This window comes from Chitinophaga oryzae, assembly GCF_012516375.2.
GTDB classification, from domain to species: Bacteria; Bacteroidota; Bacteroidia; order Chitinophagales; family Chitinophagaceae; genus Chitinophaga; species Chitinophaga oryzae.
Genome location: NZ_CP051204.2, coordinates 1,473,584 through 1,489,082, shown reverse-complemented (window position 1 = coordinate 1,489,082; position 15,499 = coordinate 1,473,584). Strand labels below are relative to the sequence as shown.

The window sequence follows — 15,499 nt, the reverse complement described above, 5'->3', positions numbered from 1 at the left end:
ACCGCATGAACAAACTTACCTATATACCGCTGCTGCTGCTCTTCACCATTGGCAGCGGCTGCACTAAAGACAACTTCGACGATACGGACTTCCTCAACACAGGAACAGCACCCACCGGCGAAGCCGTCCATTTCAACATCACGGACGATAACTCCGGGCTTGTGACCATCACGCCCAACAGCGCCGGCGCTACCGCTTACGATATTTATTTCGGGGACGCCACCACCGAACCTGTGCGCGTACTTCCCGGGCAGAGCACCACCCATATCTACAAGGAAGGTACCTATCCGGTGAAAGTAATCGCCAGCGGCATCACCGGCCAGAAAGCAGAAACCACCAAACAACTCGCTGTAACATTCCGGGCACCTGAAAGCCTGACCATCACGGCCAACGCCAACCTGCACGATCTTACCCTGTCGGCTGCGGCGTTGTACGCGACCGGAGGATATAAAGTGTACTTCGGCGATGCGGCCAATGAAGTACCGGTGTTGATCGCTGAAGGTGCCCATGTTACACACACCTACGCCAAAGCCGGCAAATACCAGGTAAAAGTGGAAGCGCTCAGCGGCGGCGCAGCCATCACCACCGCCACCAAAGAAGTGACCATCTACAACGCGCTCACCCTGCCGATGACATTTGAACAACCGGATGTCAGCTACGCCTGGGGCGATTTTGGCGGCAGCCTCACCACAGTAATACCCAATCCCTATCCCGGCGGTATCAACAGCAGCGCCACCGTTGGTAAAATCATCAAAACGAAAGACCAGACCTGGGCAGGCAATTTCATCAGCATGAGCAGCCCGATAGATTTTACCGGTAACAAAAAGTTCAGGGTGAAAGTATACTCCTGGCGGCCAGGGCTACGCATACTGTTGCAACTGGAAAGAAGCGGTGACAATACTTTTATGGAAAACATGGAAGCCGTTACCACCAAAGCCAATACCTGGGAAGAACTGACGTTCGACTTCAGCGGTAAAATCACGGATAACAACAAAAAATTACAGAACATCCTCTTCTTCCTGGACAACGGCACACAAGGCGATGGCAGCCAAAACTACACCATCCTGTTCGATGACATCGTATTAACCAACTAATGACGCATCACTTATGATCAAACATATAACACTGACATTCCTTTTCGGCGCCGTGCTGTTGCTGGCCGGCAGCTGCGGCAAAGACGACTACAAGTTCGGTGATCTCACCACACCGGGCAAACCAGTACTCACACTTACGGTTAACGGGAAAGACGCAGCCCATCCAAACGGCGACGGCTCCGGCACCATACAGCTGAACATCAGTTCAGAGCACGCCTATAACTACAAAGTGGATTTCGGCGACGGCCAGGCGCCCAAAACAGGTACCGTCAGCGCCTATACGTACACTTATAAACATACCGGTGTAAAGAAGTTCACCATCACCGTGTATGCCTCCGGCAAAGCCGGCATTACCAGTACCAATACCATGGAAGTGGAGATATACCGCGCGTTCACGCCCGCCCCTGAGCTGGTCAGCATGTTGACCAACAACGGCGTCAAGAAATGGCGGGTAGACAAAGATGCTCCCGGTCATCTCGGCGTATCTGCCGCCGATGTATTCACGCCGGCATGGTGGGCTGCCGCTCCTGATGAAAAAGCCGGCCTCGGCATCTACGATGACATCTACACCTTCAATGCAAACGGCAATGTGTTCACCCACACCACCAACAATGACCTCTTCGGCAAAAAGGAATACCTAAAAGACTTCGATCCAGCCATGACAGGCACAGGAGACTATACCCTTACCGGTGCTAAAGCCGCCGACTATACGGAAACATTCGGATACGACGGCAGCGCCACTGAAGAATTTATCACCTTCCCCGTAAAAGGCCATCTTGGCATCTACCTGGGAACACATAAGTTCCAGGTACTGGAAAGGACCGACACGCATATGACGTTACGTTGTGTGCAGGAGCCGGGTGCATGGTATGTTAAACTAATCGCAATTCAATAACTTATGAAGCATTTAACCGGAATGATGATGGGGCTGCTCGTTTCCCTGAGCAGCTGCGGAAAATCAAATGACAACCCACCGGCGGAAAAAAAAGCGCCGCTGAACCTGGTCGTCAACACTGTCGTGAGCACCGACAGCAGCGGCACCGTGACCTTTACGGCAGCCGCCGAAAACGCCGTCAGTTATGACTATGACTTCGGCAACGGGTATATCAGAACTACCGCCAACGGCAGTACGAGTTATACATATAACACACCGGGAGTGAATAACTACACGGTGAAAGTCACCGCTAAAAGCGCCGATGGCCTTACCGTCGGTCAATCATTGTCTGTAGCTGTCCCGGTGTCCACGAAGCTGCTCTGGTCCGACGAGTTTAACCAGGACGGCGCGCCGGACCCGAAAAACTGGGGCTATGACATCGGCACCGGCGATAACGGCTGGGGCAACAACGAAGCCCAGTACTACACCGATCGCACTCAGAACGCCGCCATTTCCAACGGCACGCTGAAAATCAATGCGGTAAAGGAAAGCTATAACGGGAGAGACTATACGTCTGCCCGCCTGCTCACCAAAGGCAAGTTTAATTTCACCTATGGCCGCGTGGAAGTCAGCGCCAAACTGCCCGCAGGCGGCGGCACCTGGCCGGCCATCTGGATGCTGGGCAGCAATATCGCCACCGCGGGATGGCCCGCCTGCGGCGAGATAGACATTATGGAACATAAAGGCAACGAACCGCAGAAAATATACGGCACCGTGCATCATCCGGGCCATGCCGGCGGTAACGCCGACGGCGGCACCACCATGGCTGCCAATCTGGCCGGCGCGTTCCATAAGTATACATTGGACTGGTCGCCTGCGCAGCTCCGCTGGTATGTGGATGATAAACTCTATTTTACGTTTAACAATGCAGCCGGCCTGCCTTTCAACCATGATTACTTTATCCTGCTCAATTTCGCTATCGGCGGAACTTTTGGCGGCGCTATCGACCCGGCCTTCACCAAAGGGACCATGGAAGTAGACTATGTAAGAGTGTATAAGCACTAACAGACAGGTATTTCTCTAAAAAACGACAGCCGGCTTATCTTGTAAAGCCGGCTGTCGTTTTTTTAATTTTCTGTATCATATATATCTGCCGCACGTCGTAGCTTCCATTGGATAGCCCTGCGCAGCTTCTCCGGCCCCAGCACCTTCATACCGTCCGCAAAACCGAGGATTTCCCGCTCCAGCTCGAAATTATGTTCCACCATTATGGTAACGACGGTCCCTTCTGTTCCTTCGGAGACCACCTGCTGACTATGATGCAGCGGCTTGGTCAGCACATAGGGAGCATGTTCCGGCGTCACCAGGATCGTCACCCGTTGCGGTCTTACCCTGGCAACGGTAGGCCCGATGGCATGTTGATAGTAGTCTTCCGGCGTATGCCCGTCCAGGTTAGGGCGGTAAGTTTCGGTTTCATCGATTTTCAACTCCTCGATCCTGTCCAGCGCCAGGGTAATGATACCGGCGGTGGCATTTTTCGTTCCTACCACAAACCAGCGGTTCTTAAACTCTTTCAGCCACCAGGCGTGCAGGTGCATTTCACTGGCGGATTTAGCGCGGAAGGACTGGTATTTTACCAACAGGGTCTGTTCCCGGACAATGGCATCATAGATCATGCCGAGATACGACAATCCCCGCAGGTGTTCATTTTTTTCGAAGTCGACCACCGTCCGCTGGTTATGTGACGAAGCATACACATGGCCTTCCAGTTTCTGCACCACGTCGTTCAGGTGCTGGAAATGGGAAAAGCCCCTGAACTGCTTCAGTACCTCCACGGCTTCCGTCATGCGGGTCAGGTCATGCTCGCTCAGCGGGATATTGGTAATGCTATAGCCGGGGTCTTCGTAGGTATAATACTTTTTCTCTACTATAATAATAGGCGCATTATAGCCCAGCTTATCGCTGCGCATCATCTGTATGTCCGCCTGTATGGTACGGCGGCTGATGCCCTTTTCCATGCCTTCATAGTCATACAGCGCTTCAGACACTTTGTCGATCAGGTTCGCTAAAGTCCAGCGCCGGCGGCGGTTTCGGAGGCAGGCGTCAATAGTTTTATATCTTATTAATGCGTTACGGTTAACAGGCATCCAAAAAAAATTTTAATAAAAATAAATAAAAAATTGACCTGCGCAAAAAGACTGCGCACATAGGGGGACATCTTTGTATCGTCAATCACACAATAATACAAAACGATATGAAATTCAATCTTTTCACCAAAGGCACCCAAAAGGTAACCAATCATGCAGGCGCACCGGCGTATAAGACAACTCCGGAAATGGAACTGTACACCAGCGTGGTGACAGCTTCTCTGAATGACCAGTTCTATGAAGGAGCCGGTGACAGACTGGCTCGTATCTGCGCACTGATGGACAAAAACGATCCGGCCTTTATAGCCAGGCTGGCCGTGTATGCCCGCGAAAAAATGTACCTGCGCAGCATCCCGATGGTATTGGCCGTGGAAATGGCCAAACGCTTCAGCGGCCATGCGCTGGTAGGTAAAACAGTGGCGCGTGTGGTACAACGTGCGGATGAAATCACGGAAATACTGGCCTATTATACCATGGCCAACAAACGTACACAGGTAAAAAAGCTGAATAAGCTGAGCAAACAGGTTCAGAAAGGGCTGGCGGAAGCCTTCAACCACTTCGATGAATACCAGTTTGCGAAATACAACCGCAAAACAGCCATCTCGCTGAAAGACGCATTGTTCCTGGTACACCCGAAAGCCAAAGACAATGCCCAGCAGGAAGTGTTCAACAAAATAGTCACCGGCACGCTTTCCGTGCCCTATACCTGGGAAACCACCCTGTCGGCCGTTGGTCAGCGTTCCTTTGCCTGTGAAACTGATAAAAGAGCGGCCATGCGCGAAGCCTGGGAAGAACTGATCACCAGCAAACAACTGGGATATATGGCTACCATGCGGAACCTGCGCAATATGCTGCAGGCGGATATCAGCCCGGCGCATATCGGCCTGGTATGCGATTACCTGGCCAACGAGACAGCGGTATGGAATTCCAAACAGTTGCCTTTCCGCTACCTCGCCGCATACCGCGAACTGAAAGATGTGCAGCACGGCCTTACCGGTCAACTGATGCAGGCGCTGGAAACCGCTGTCAAAACCAGCGTAACACACCTGAAAGGATTCGATGTCAACACCCGCGTGGTCATCGCCTGCGATGTGTCCGGATCCATGCAGTTCCCGCTGTCTCCCCGCAGCAAAGTCACCGGTTACGACGTCGGCCTGATGCTCGGCATGTTACTGCAGCATAAATGCAGGCATGTTATCAGCGGTATGTTCGGGGACACCTGGAAAACCGTAGCGCTGCCGGGTAACAGCATCCTCTCCAATGTCGACGCGTTCCACCGGAGAGCGGGAGAAGTCGGCTACTCCACCAACGGCTACCTTGTAATAAAAGACCTGATCGAACGCGGCCACGTGGCTGATAAGATCATGCTCTTCACCGACTGCCAGCTATGGGACAGCACCGGCAAACAAAATACATTTGCCGGCAGCTGGGCCACCTACAAACAGCAGGTGGCGCCCAACGCCAAACTGTACCTCTTTGACCTGCAAGGCCAGGGTACAACACCGGTGGATGTACGTCAAAATGATGTACACCTTATCAGCGGCTGGAGCGATAAAGTGTTTGATGTAATGGAAGCCATCGAAAATGGTCAGACTGCACTGGAACACATCCATAGTATAACCCTTTAATCATCCGTTTTTGTTAACTACATAAAACGCAGCGCGCTGAAAGGGCGCGCTGCACTACCGGCCCGGTAGCTTAAAAGGACAAAGCTGCGGTAAAATTACGTCACCGCGGAGTGTATGGAACATATCGTGACGGGCACGCCCTGCCATGATCAGAATTTACAGTGCACCGAACGCTTAAATGCCAGTAGGGAAGCGTATTTACAGCCATACTGTTCAGCAATGAAAATGCAGGTTCGATCCCTGTCCGGGCAACAACAACATCTGTCAGGTGTCGTATGAATGGGCTACTTCACTCCAAACGAAAATTCCTATTCGGCTCTTTACCCTGATATAACAATAGCAGGTGCCGTAGTAACGGGCTACTTCGATTCAGGCTTGATATGCAGGTTCGACTCCTGCTCGCGGTGATCTCCGCGATCGTCTAATGGCAGGACGCAGGCAGTCTGCAGCGGAGAAATCCGGGGGCAGGCCCACAGCCATCCTGTTGCGCTCTTTTGCCCTGCTGTTGTTATCTATAAACTAATTTAAGAAAAGCAAGTGTCGTATGAATGGGATACTTCACTGTCAATGAAACCACCTCCCATTTAGTTTGTTACCTTGTGATAATAATGACGGGTGCCGTAGTAACGGGTTACTTCCGCAGGGGATTGGGATTGCAGGTTCGAGTCCTGCTTCCGGAGCAATCCGGAATCGTCTAATGGATAAGACACAATATACCTGTTACGCTTTTTGCCCCGTCATTGTTATCTGAATGAATACTCGCGCGTCTCTATACCTTTTCCGGAAGACACTACCGGCAGATGCCTGTCCAATGAAAAAAATGCACAAACGCCTGATGAATAAAATCATGCATCACCGCTGTGCCACTGGTGTATATGAGATGCCACACGAAAGTTTTTTTTCCATCATGACTTGTGGTCTATGTAATAAAACAATACCTGCAACAGCAGCACGATGAAAGCAACACCGCCGCCAAAAATCAACAGTATCACTTGCCCCGGGGTCAACTTTTCTATCCACCTGTAAGTGAGTGGTTCACTCTTGACAATATATACGCCGCAATGCGGGAAAGGGTGCTGATTAATTTTATTTCGAAGTTCCTTTTTGTTGAAGTACTTGTCCATATAAGGCTTGAGATGCGTTATCAGGTCATCTACGGTCTGTATGTCCTCTTTTTTGGAAAAAGGCGTCATGGCGCCATTACCCACCCGTATCCGGACCGTCTGCCCATCTGTGGTAAAGAATGAAAGGTACCGGTGTTCAGTACTACCCAAATTTTTTATTTCCCGGATGCTGTCCAGCGGAATATCAAACTGCCGCTTCCTGAACCGGATCAATAAACGGTCAGCGGTTACCCTCACTATCCAGGTTTTGTCGCGGATCAGCTTCGCCAGCCAATGTATGGAAAACAAACTGGTACCCAGGACCACGACAATGATCAGACCACGCGGTATCTTCAATAGGTTGAATGACAAAACCGTTTTGAGAAGATAAAACAATCCCGCCAGCACAGTGACCAGGATGGGCAGGATCGCAAGTCCCAACCACATCTCCGTTCTCAGGTCAAGTCCCTGGAAACGGAATTCCTTTTCTTTGATAGCTGTCATCCCCGTTATTTTATCTGTACCGGTACAGTTGTAGTAGGTATAGGCCCTTCCGGTGGTGTGGCGGGTTTGTCGAGCGGCTTATACCGGTACGATTTTTCCGGGTCTCCGCAGGCAGTATAAAATACTGGCGGTAATGTTGTCTTCTCCGGCTTCCTGTTCTCTTTTGATGCCGGCGTCAGTAATACATATTTATGCAGGATGCTTATATCGTTGTAGTCCGTTACCGGTCCATCCGGCGATGTACCATGCGCCGTATATTGCCCTGTCGCGCCATTATAGGTATATTCAGCGGTATCGATTTCCATCAGTAACTTGTAAAAACGGTTCACATACAGCACATCTTCCTTTTTCTCTTTGCCTTCGCCCAGGTAAGCCCTCATTTCTTCCACCTCCTTATCATTGGGTTCATGAAGAAGGCCCCGGCTTCCCGTAAGACTCGTCCGCAGCACCGTCTCTCCTTCTTCTTTGGTGACAACACCTACAAACGGTTCCTGGTAGCGGTTAGGCTTCTGATAAAGAAATACAAAATCGTTGTACTTTTTCCCGGGTGTGTATATCTCTGTGTTATGGTCTGTTTTCGTTATCTCATAGTTACTGCCCATATGGGAAAAAGCGATCTGTGAAGGTACGGTGGCATCTTCATAAACATAAGGAGGACTAAAACAGTTCGCGTCTTCATTGAATACGCTGCGTGTTTTATCATTGTTCAACTGTAAAAAAGTTTTCCCGCGTTCAAATCCGTTGAAATACATCCGTACACTGTCATGCAAGTCCTTATTCTCCCGGGCGAATACCATAAAAGTATTGGCCGGCTTATCCGGTACAAACCGGATATGGTCTTTTTCCACATGATAAGTCCCTGGCACCAGTGTGGCGTAACCATACAGGAAAAACCGCCCGTTATCAAAAAGACAGAACCCGTCCTGAACGCCGCCATAGCGGCCGGCGAGGGACTGCGCAGAAGCATCGTTATTCATAAATGAAGATATAGTGATGGAACTCAGTATATAAAGAAGGTAGAATACTCTGTTCATAAATTGTGTTGATTACAATACTCAAAAAAATCGCCCAAACGGAAAATCCTGGTAAGATAAGCATAGTCCTGGTCCACCTGCTGATAACTTTTCAGGGAGGGCGCTGCTACATCCAGGTTACCTTTGCCAAGGGTACGATCGGGGATAAACAACGCATTTGTTACTTCCGGCTCACCCAGCAAAGAATAAACTTCCCGGCCTTCCACCGCATAGGGCTTAAACCGGGAACTGAGGTTTTTCCTGGTATAGATGGTATTATAAATAACATATTTGGACCGCGAAGGGTTAATTACACCATAAGAGGTTAATTCCATGTGCAGCTCCTGCGGCGGCATCCCCAGGGCTTCACAGCTGATATTGTGTACGCCTTCCGCTAACGTGATCCTCAAAAAAGAACGCGCCGGAACAACATATTGCTCCTGGTCTATCGCAACAGTTATGTCCCGGCCTGTTGGGTTATCAATCAGCGTTGCGCCGTTGAGCGTTGGTTTCAACAACAGCTCGTAGCCGGCATAACATCCTATTAATACCAACACCAGCAACAGTCCTATGATGCGTTTTCCTGCTATTTGTGCCATGGAATCACTGTTTTTTCTGAAATACGGTTTTCAGTGATTAAAGTTAAGTAAGGACCGCTGTATGCTTTGGGGCAGATCAATTTCCGCACACGACGGGTCAACATCTGTCGGTTGCAGAAAAATATCCGCATTTATATTTTGTCGATAAAGCTGAGTACCACCTCTCTCTTGCGGTCAGATACCGGTACCGTCTCACCGTTAAACATTTCAAGATAGCCTTCCTTGTAATATTTGCTGACGTAATTTCCATTCACAAGATAAGACTGATGGCAACGGATAAACGTTTCTTCCGGCAACAGCGCTTCATATTCCTTCAGTACTTTGGAGACAAGGATGGAACTGCCATTCTTGAGGTAGAAAGTGGTGTATCCCCGGTCGCTCTTACAATAAATGATATCTTCTATATCGATGATCTGCGTGTACTCCGCGCTCCTGAGCGCCACGCGGCGCGGGCGTGTTCCGCCTTTATAATGATTGGCGGCTATTTCCAGCTGATGCTGATTGAATTTCTGTTGCTCGCTTTTTTTGAAACAACGGTCCACCGCTTCTTCAAAAACAGTTGTTTCGATCGGTTTCAGCAGGTAAGCGAAAGCGCCGAGGTTCAGCGCCTGTAAGGCATACTGGTCATAGGCGGTGATAAAAATAATCTGGCTGGCGGTAACATCGATACGGCTGAATAGTGTGAAGCTGTTGCCGTCTTTCAATTGTATGTCTGCCAGGATCAGCTCGGGCTGAAGCGAGGGTATCTCTTCCTGTGCCTTTGCAATTTCACCGGAATAGCCCACTACCTGCAGGTAGGGAATCTCATTCACAAGCGCCATAATATGTTTCAGGATATTGATTTCATCTTCGAGTATATAAACAGTCATCGGACATCTTTTTTTTAATCAGTTAATAAAGGTAGATAGATGGTCGCCCGGAAGCCCTGCCCCTCTGTTTTGGGCTGAGCTTCGAAGTGCGCTTCGCGGGTCGTCTTGTTGAACAGGAGGTCCAGCCGTTCCTGTGTAATGATGCGTGACAATGACTTTTTCTCCCGCGGGCCATGCGTCTTTTCCTGTTCTCCCGCGCCGTTATCGTCGATACAAATCACCAGCTGCTGTTGCTCCTGGCGGAAGGTGATGGTCAGCATACCGCGGTAATCGATGGACTTAAAGCCGTGTTCTATGGAGTTTTCCACGAATGGCTGCACCAGCATGGGGGGTATCAGGATAGACGACACATCGGTATCGTCAGTATCAATACTGTAGGAAAATGTGTGTTCAAAACGCATCTGCTGCAGTTCGATGTAGTTCTTCAGTGAGCTGATTTCATCCTCCAAAGTTATCAGGTCGTGGCGGTTCAGCTCCAGCACATTGCGCATCAGTTTGGAGAAAGATACCAGGTATGCGTTGGCTTCCCGCTTTTTATCCGCGCTGATCAGGCCCTGCATATTGGCAATGGCGTTGTAGATAAAGTGAGGGTTCAGCTGCATCTGGCGGGTCTTCTGTTCCAGCAGCAGCCGTTTGTTTTCAATGGACAGTCTTTCGTTTTTCTCTTTGAGCAGCTTCTGGCGGTAGATGTTATACACATAAAAGGCAACGATGGCCAATAACGTGCAGACGCCTACGAAAATCCAGCGTTGCTGGGAGATGACCTTTTTATTCAGTTCGTTGTTCATCTGCAACGCCGCAATCGCCTGGTCTTTTTTCTCTGTCTGGTACTGGGTGTGCAGTTCTTCTATCCTGGAAGCTTCAATGACCTGCATGTTACGGCCAAAGATGTTGAAAGCTGCATGTAAAGCCTCCAGCGCATTTTTGTAATCGCCTTTTTGTTTGTAGGCTTCATGCAACCCCTGGTATTCCAGCAGCAGGTTCATTTTCTCAGGCTGCTGCCCTGCCCATAAGATAGCGGCTTTATAATAATAAATGGCCGAATCTGTCTGGTAATTGCGTACAAACGTGGTTGCCATATTATTAAATGCCTGCAGGTTCAGCTTCTGCTGCGATTGCAGGTAGCTAAAATAGCGCCGCTCGGGCGCAACGGCTTTGCCAAACTCTTTTCGGGCGGAATAAAGCTGCGATTCATAGTCGTAGGTGCGGGCGATCGCCAGCGTGTCGTCTATCTGCACCGCCAGCTGTCGGGCGCTGTCCAGGAACCGTTCCATAGCGGCAGTATTGAGTTGCCGTGCGGCGAGCAGAAAGGCAATATCGAAATAACGCTGACGGATATTCGGATGGGTGCGGAATGGATGGTGATTGTAGTACTGCTGCGTGTACTCCAGTGCCTTGGCCACATTCTGATTGTTGTAGTAGGATTTCGCCAGCAGGTCGTACAGCCGGTAGGTGAACACACTCTGATGTTGTTCCGCCCTTTTTACGGCCTCCAGGATGCGGGTTACCAGATCAGCCTGGGCAATATCGGAGCTGGACAACGCTCGGTTCAGCGTGGCGTAGTCCTTTAACGTTTGCAGGTCTGTCTGCCTGGAGGCCGGCACTACCTGGCGGAAGGAGAGTGAGGCGCTGTCATATTTCTTTTCCAGTGTATACAGGTTACCGCGCAGATAGCGGTACCAGGGGTTAACAGCTTTGTCGGGCGTGGAGTCCAGCTGCGCCAGCAGCGCGCGGAGGCCATCCATATACGGCTTTGTTTTAGCCGTATCGCCGGAAAGGATGAAGGATATATAGTTTTTATCGGATACGCCGGTATTGTCAGGAGCCTTCTTTTGGTCCGGCATCCTGCAACCGGCGCACCAATAAAGGGCAACAAACAAGGGAAGTAATAACTTATGTGTATTGAACAGTTTGATCATATTCGTTTATCCGTGTCCCCTTGTAAGCGATAACGATTGCTAACAGGAACAAAATTAAGGAGTGATGTGATTCGTTTTCGGCCAGGGTAATATTCGCGGACGGCCGGTAAATATTCGCGGCGGGAGGTAAAATATCCGCTCAGGAGGCCATGCCGGCTGTGACCAGCCGCAGGCCGTTCCGGCCGTATTTTTCCTTGTAGGCTTTGGGCGTCATCGCCACATACCGCTTGAATATTTTGCGAAAGAAGCTCATATCTTCATAACCACAGCGGAAAGCGATCTGTTCTACGCCCTCCTGGCTGCTTTCCAGCATTTTTTTGGCAGCTTCGATACGCACCCGTTGCAGGTAGGCCAGCGGCGTATTGCCTGTGGCCTGCTCAAACCGGCGGATGAAATGCCGGATGCTCATATTATGCCGGGCTGCCAGCGCCTCGATACTGATGGCCTCTGCATAGTTTTTTTCGATGAAGTGCTGGGCTTTACCGATCAGGTCATCGGTGTGGTCATGCTGTAGCCGGAAAATGGAAAAAGCGTCCTGTGGCTGTTGATGCATGTTGATCATCAATATCTTGGAAGCAATGATGGCTGCTTCATGCCCGCAAAATTTCTCCACGAGGTACATCATAAAAGTAGTGAAGCTGAAAGCGCCGCCACAGGTGTAAATACTGCCCTGGTCAACGATAATCTTATCATCCTGCACTTCCACTTCCGGGTACAACGCCCGGAAACGGTCGGCAAAGAGCCAGTGCGTGGTGGCCACTTTCCCGTTGAGCAGACCGGTGGCCCCCAGCAAAAATGCGCCTACGCAGATGCTGGCCAGTTCAGCCTGCTGCAGGTGCTGCTGCCGCAGCCAGTCGATCAGCCGCCGCTCCTGCTGCACCACCGGCATTATCTTGTCCGACTCCATGGCTGGTACGATCACCAGGTCATAGACTTCCTGTTTGGGCAATTTGACCGGCACAGCCGTTCCCATGGCTCTTCGCCAGAGCTGGCCATCCTTCTCTCTCACAAAATCTATCTCAAACCTCACGCTGACAGGGCTGCCTGTAAGCAACGGCGCCGTCCGCGCCATAGCGGCCAGGATGTCTGCCGGGCCCGCCACACTGGAGGGTACGGCATTTTCATAATCGAGAATAGCAATACGCATATGATTTCCGGAATTATATGATTATGGCAATAATAACTTTCAGCAAGGCACTTTTGCCACTACCTAAAGTTAACCTTTCCTGTCGTTCCCGGTAAATTAATTTCTGTGGGTATGATAATTGAGACCTGAAAAACGGAAAAACCGGGAAAAGCCATGCCGTCGTCTGTCATCCGTACATACCATTACGACGCCCTGCATGCTGTACTGCGGATTGTGTTTGTTTCAGGGGCGGTATACGACTATGAAGCCGTACCGGAATCCCTGTATGAGGAAATGAAAAAAACAAAGTCCAAAGGCACCTTTTTCAACCGATACATCAAAGACAAATTTAAATTCTCCCGCCACCGCGATCCGCACGACCACGCCTGAGCCTCATCTAGGCTAATTTACACACCGGCAAAATCCGGCAAAAGGGGCTTAAAAAACTACCAAAAAGACACAAAAAAAGGGCTTCTAAAGCCCCTCAACTATCCAAAAAAACAAAAGAGCTTCTAAAGCCCCTCAACTATCCTAAAAAAACAAAAGGGCTTTAGAAGCCCCTTTTTCAGCGCTTCATCAAAGAAGCCTGAACAACATCGTAGCCCCGGGCGTGAGCCCGGGGAAACCGGATATTAAAAATCTATTCTCTGATCACGTTTATCCACCTTGTCTTTACGGCCATAACGGTTACGGTTACGTGGTTTTGGCCTTCTGGGTTCTGCTTTCGGAGCATCCGGATCGGCGTTATTAGCCTCGATCAGCGCAGATTCTTCAAACGGATGACGCACGGAAGGGATCTTCTGTTTGGTCAGTTTGTTGATGCTGTTGAGGAAAGGACGCTCTTCAGTGGCGCAGAAAGAGAGGGCGTAGCCGGTGGCTCCTGCGCGGCCGGTACGGCCTATGCGGTGTACGTACGTTTCTGATACGTTGGGCAGGTCGTAGTTGATCACATGTTCCAGTGCTTCCACGTCGATACCTCTGGCAGCGATGTCAGTGGCAACGAGCACGCGTAAACGGCCATTTTTGAAATTGGCCAGCGTATTCTGCCGGGACGCCTGTGACTTGTCGCCATGCAGGGCGTCTGCGTTGATATTACGCTTACGCAGGTTTTTGGCGATACGGTCGGCGCCGTGTTTGGTTTGTGTGAATACGATCGTGCGTTTGATATTTTTGTCCTGCAGGATATGGTCCAGCAGTTGTTGTTTGTCTTTTTTCTTCACGAAGAACACGCACTGTTCCACTCTTTCAGCGGTAGTGGACACCGGTGTGATCTCTACTTTCTCCGGGTGGTACAGCAGTGAGTTGGCCAGCTTGGCGATATTGGGGGGCATGGTAGCGGAGAAGAACAGTGTCTGGCGCTGTTCTGGCAGCTCACGTACTACCTTCTTGATATCGTTGATGAAGCCCATGTCCAGCATGCGGTCGGCTTCGTCCAGTACAAATATCTCGAGGTGGTCCAGGTAAATATACCCCTGGTTCATCAGGTCCAGCAGGCGGCCCGGCGTGGCAATCAGCACGTCTGTGCCGTTGCGCAGCGCGATGGTCTGCCGGTGTTGCGGCACGCCACCGAATATCACGTCGTGTTTTAATCCGGTAAACCGGCCATACGCTTCAAAACTTTCGTCGATCTGTGTCGCCAGTTCCCGGGTAGGTGTCAGTACCAGTGCGCGGATATGCTTATAGCCGCCTTGCACGCCGGAGCGGGTGTTGTACAACTGCTGCAGGATGGGAATGGCGAAAGCGGCGGTCTTGCCGGTGCCTGTCTGCGCACATCCCAACAGGTCTTTTCCTGCTAAAACGATCGGAATGGATTGTAATTGTATGGGGGTAGGTTGGGTATAACCTTCTTTTTTAATTGCTTTTAAAATGGGCTCAATCAACCCTAATTGCTCAAATAGCATATTGTGTTTATAATCTTCAGTAATAAAATTAAACGCCTCTTTATGGCCGGCGTTCAGCATTGAGGAGAGCAGTAAAGAAAGATTCGGGAGAGTGCTTTATGCTTTGAACTCAACATAACAGACGTAAAGATACGGATTTTCCCGTCAGCAAAACCCTCAGGGCACGGATAATGGATATATGTGGAAATCAAGCGGGTAAAAAACACTATTATTCAATGACTTATACATAGAAAAGGGCCAACTCCACGGGGAAAAGGCCCCTTTCCGCAATGTCATTGGCCGGACTTACTTAGCCGCAGCTTCATCAGGTTTGGTTTTTGGCTCTTCGTTACCATGGTGACAGGTGTAACAGGACACAGCCATCACATCTTTTCCAAAGTACTTTTTGTTGATGCGACGGGTCATCTTCATCATATCCCGTGCGATGCCTTTGTGTTGATTATCATCGCTGGCGAAATCCAGTTTCTTGGGATCATCTTTTTGTGCAACGTGACAGTAGCCGCACTTTACGCCCAGCGCCGCGTTAAACCCGCGCATAGTGGCAATCAACTCATCGTGACTGATGTTTTTGGGTAAGACTTTGAGGTTTTTAGGCTTCTCCGGCTCCTGCGGCAACGCCAGTGAACATAGGGTAACCGCCGCCGTTAAAGCTGCCGCCACCATGAATGTCTTTTTCATTTTCATGACCATGGATTTAAATAGTATGTAAAGCTTCCTGATAC

General features: G+C 50.1%; 14 protein-coding genes. 5 read left to right on the top strand and 9 right to left on the bottom strand.

What is annotated here, in order from left to right; all coding sequences use genetic code 11:
* Positions 1-5: 5 nt before the first annotated feature.
* From HF324_RS06205 to HF324_RS06195, 3 genes are read left to right on the top strand one after another with little or no spacing between them, the layout of a single operon-like run.
* Positions 6-1,094: a PKD domain-containing protein gene (locus tag HF324_RS06205; RefSeq protein WP_168862128.1), complete on the top strand. Its 1,089-nt coding sequence runs from the start codon at positions 6-8 to the stop codon at positions 1,092-1,094.
* Positions 1,095-1,107: 13 nt separating this feature from the next.
* A complete protein-coding gene (locus HF324_RS06200) occupies positions 1,108-1,989 on the top strand; it encodes a PKD domain-containing protein (protein ID WP_168862127.1) in 882 nt (293 codons plus the stop codon).
* A gap of 3 nt (positions 1,990-1,992) precedes the next feature.
* Positions 1,993-3,033, top strand: a complete 1,041-nt coding sequence (locus HF324_RS06195; RefSeq protein ID WP_168862126.1) for a family 16 glycosylhydrolase — start codon at positions 1,993-1,995, stop codon at positions 3,031-3,033.
* Between the two features lie 62 nt (positions 3,034-3,095).
* On the opposite strand, the gene HF324_RS06190 is transcribed toward HF324_RS06195, so the two are convergent.
* The gene (locus tag HF324_RS06190; protein WP_168862125.1) at positions 3,096-4,115 is read right to left on the bottom strand and encodes a helix-turn-helix transcriptional regulator; all 1,020 of its coding nucleotides are present in this window, start codon (positions 4,113-4,115) and stop codon (positions 3,096-3,098) included.
* Between the two features lie 107 nt (positions 4,116-4,222).
* Between HF324_RS06190 and HF324_RS06185 the strand changes: the two genes are divergently transcribed.
* Positions 4,223-5,743, top strand: a complete 1,521-nt coding sequence (locus HF324_RS06185; protein ID WP_168862124.1) for a TROVE domain-containing protein — start codon at positions 4,223-4,225, stop codon at positions 5,741-5,743.
* A 905-nt stretch (positions 5,744-6,648) separates the two neighbouring features.
* On the opposite strand, the gene HF324_RS06180 is transcribed toward HF324_RS06185, so the two are convergent.
* The 6 genes from HF324_RS06180 to HF324_RS06155 all read right to left on the bottom strand — a co-directional run bounded on the left by HF324_RS06180 (position 6,649) and on the right by HF324_RS06155 (position 12,897).
* Positions 6,649-7,350: a hypothetical protein gene (locus tag HF324_RS06180; protein WP_168862123.1), complete on the bottom strand. Its 702-nt coding sequence runs from the start codon at positions 7,348-7,350 to the stop codon at positions 6,649-6,651.
* Between the two features lie 5 nt (positions 7,351-7,355).
* Entirely contained in the window at positions 7,356-8,327 is a 972-nt protein-coding gene (locus tag HF324_RS06175) for a hypothetical protein (protein WP_168862122.1), read from the bottom strand.
* A gap of 53 nt (positions 8,328-8,380) precedes the next feature.
* Entirely contained in the window at positions 8,381-8,962 is a 582-nt protein-coding gene (locus tag HF324_RS06170) for a hypothetical protein (RefSeq protein WP_168862121.1), read from the bottom strand.
* Positions 8,963-9,093: 131 nt separating this feature from the next.
* The gene (locus HF324_RS06165; RefSeq protein WP_168810504.1) at positions 9,094-9,831 is read right to left on the bottom strand and encodes a LytR/AlgR family response regulator transcription factor; all 738 of its coding nucleotides are present in this window, start codon (positions 9,829-9,831) and stop codon (positions 9,094-9,096) included.
* Between the two features lie 14 nt (positions 9,832-9,845).
* On the bottom strand, positions 9,846-11,750 hold the full coding sequence (locus HF324_RS06160) for a tetratricopeptide repeat-containing sensor histidine kinase (protein WP_168810503.1): 1,905 nt from the start codon (positions 11,748-11,750) through the stop codon (positions 9,846-9,848).
* A gap of 139 nt (positions 11,751-11,889) precedes the next feature.
* Positions 11,890-12,897, bottom strand: coding sequence for a GlxA family transcriptional regulator (locus tag HF324_RS06155; RefSeq protein ID WP_168810501.1), 1,008 nt, complete (start codon positions 12,895-12,897; stop codon positions 11,890-11,892).
* Between the two features lie 153 nt (positions 12,898-13,050).
* On the opposite strand from HF324_RS06155, the gene HF324_RS06150 reads away from it, so the two are divergent.
* Positions 13,051-13,266 carry a KTSC domain-containing protein gene (locus tag HF324_RS06150; RefSeq protein WP_168810499.1) on the top strand — a complete coding sequence of 72 codons (216 nt, stop codon included), beginning with the start codon at positions 13,051-13,053 and terminating at the stop codon, positions 13,264-13,266.
* Positions 13,267-13,508: 242 nt separating this feature from the next.
* Here the strand turns inward: HF324_RS06150 and HF324_RS06145 are convergent, their stop codons facing one another.
* Positions 13,509-14,777: a DEAD/DEAH box helicase gene (locus tag HF324_RS06145; RefSeq protein ID WP_168862120.1), complete on the bottom strand. Its 1,269-nt coding sequence runs from the start codon at positions 14,775-14,777 to the stop codon at positions 13,509-13,511.
* A gap of 285 nt (positions 14,778-15,062) precedes the next feature.
* Positions 15,063-15,455, bottom strand: coding sequence for a c-type cytochrome (locus HF324_RS06140; protein WP_246269436.1), 393 nt, complete (start codon positions 15,453-15,455; stop codon positions 15,063-15,065).
* Positions 15,456-15,499 lie beyond the last annotated feature (44 nt).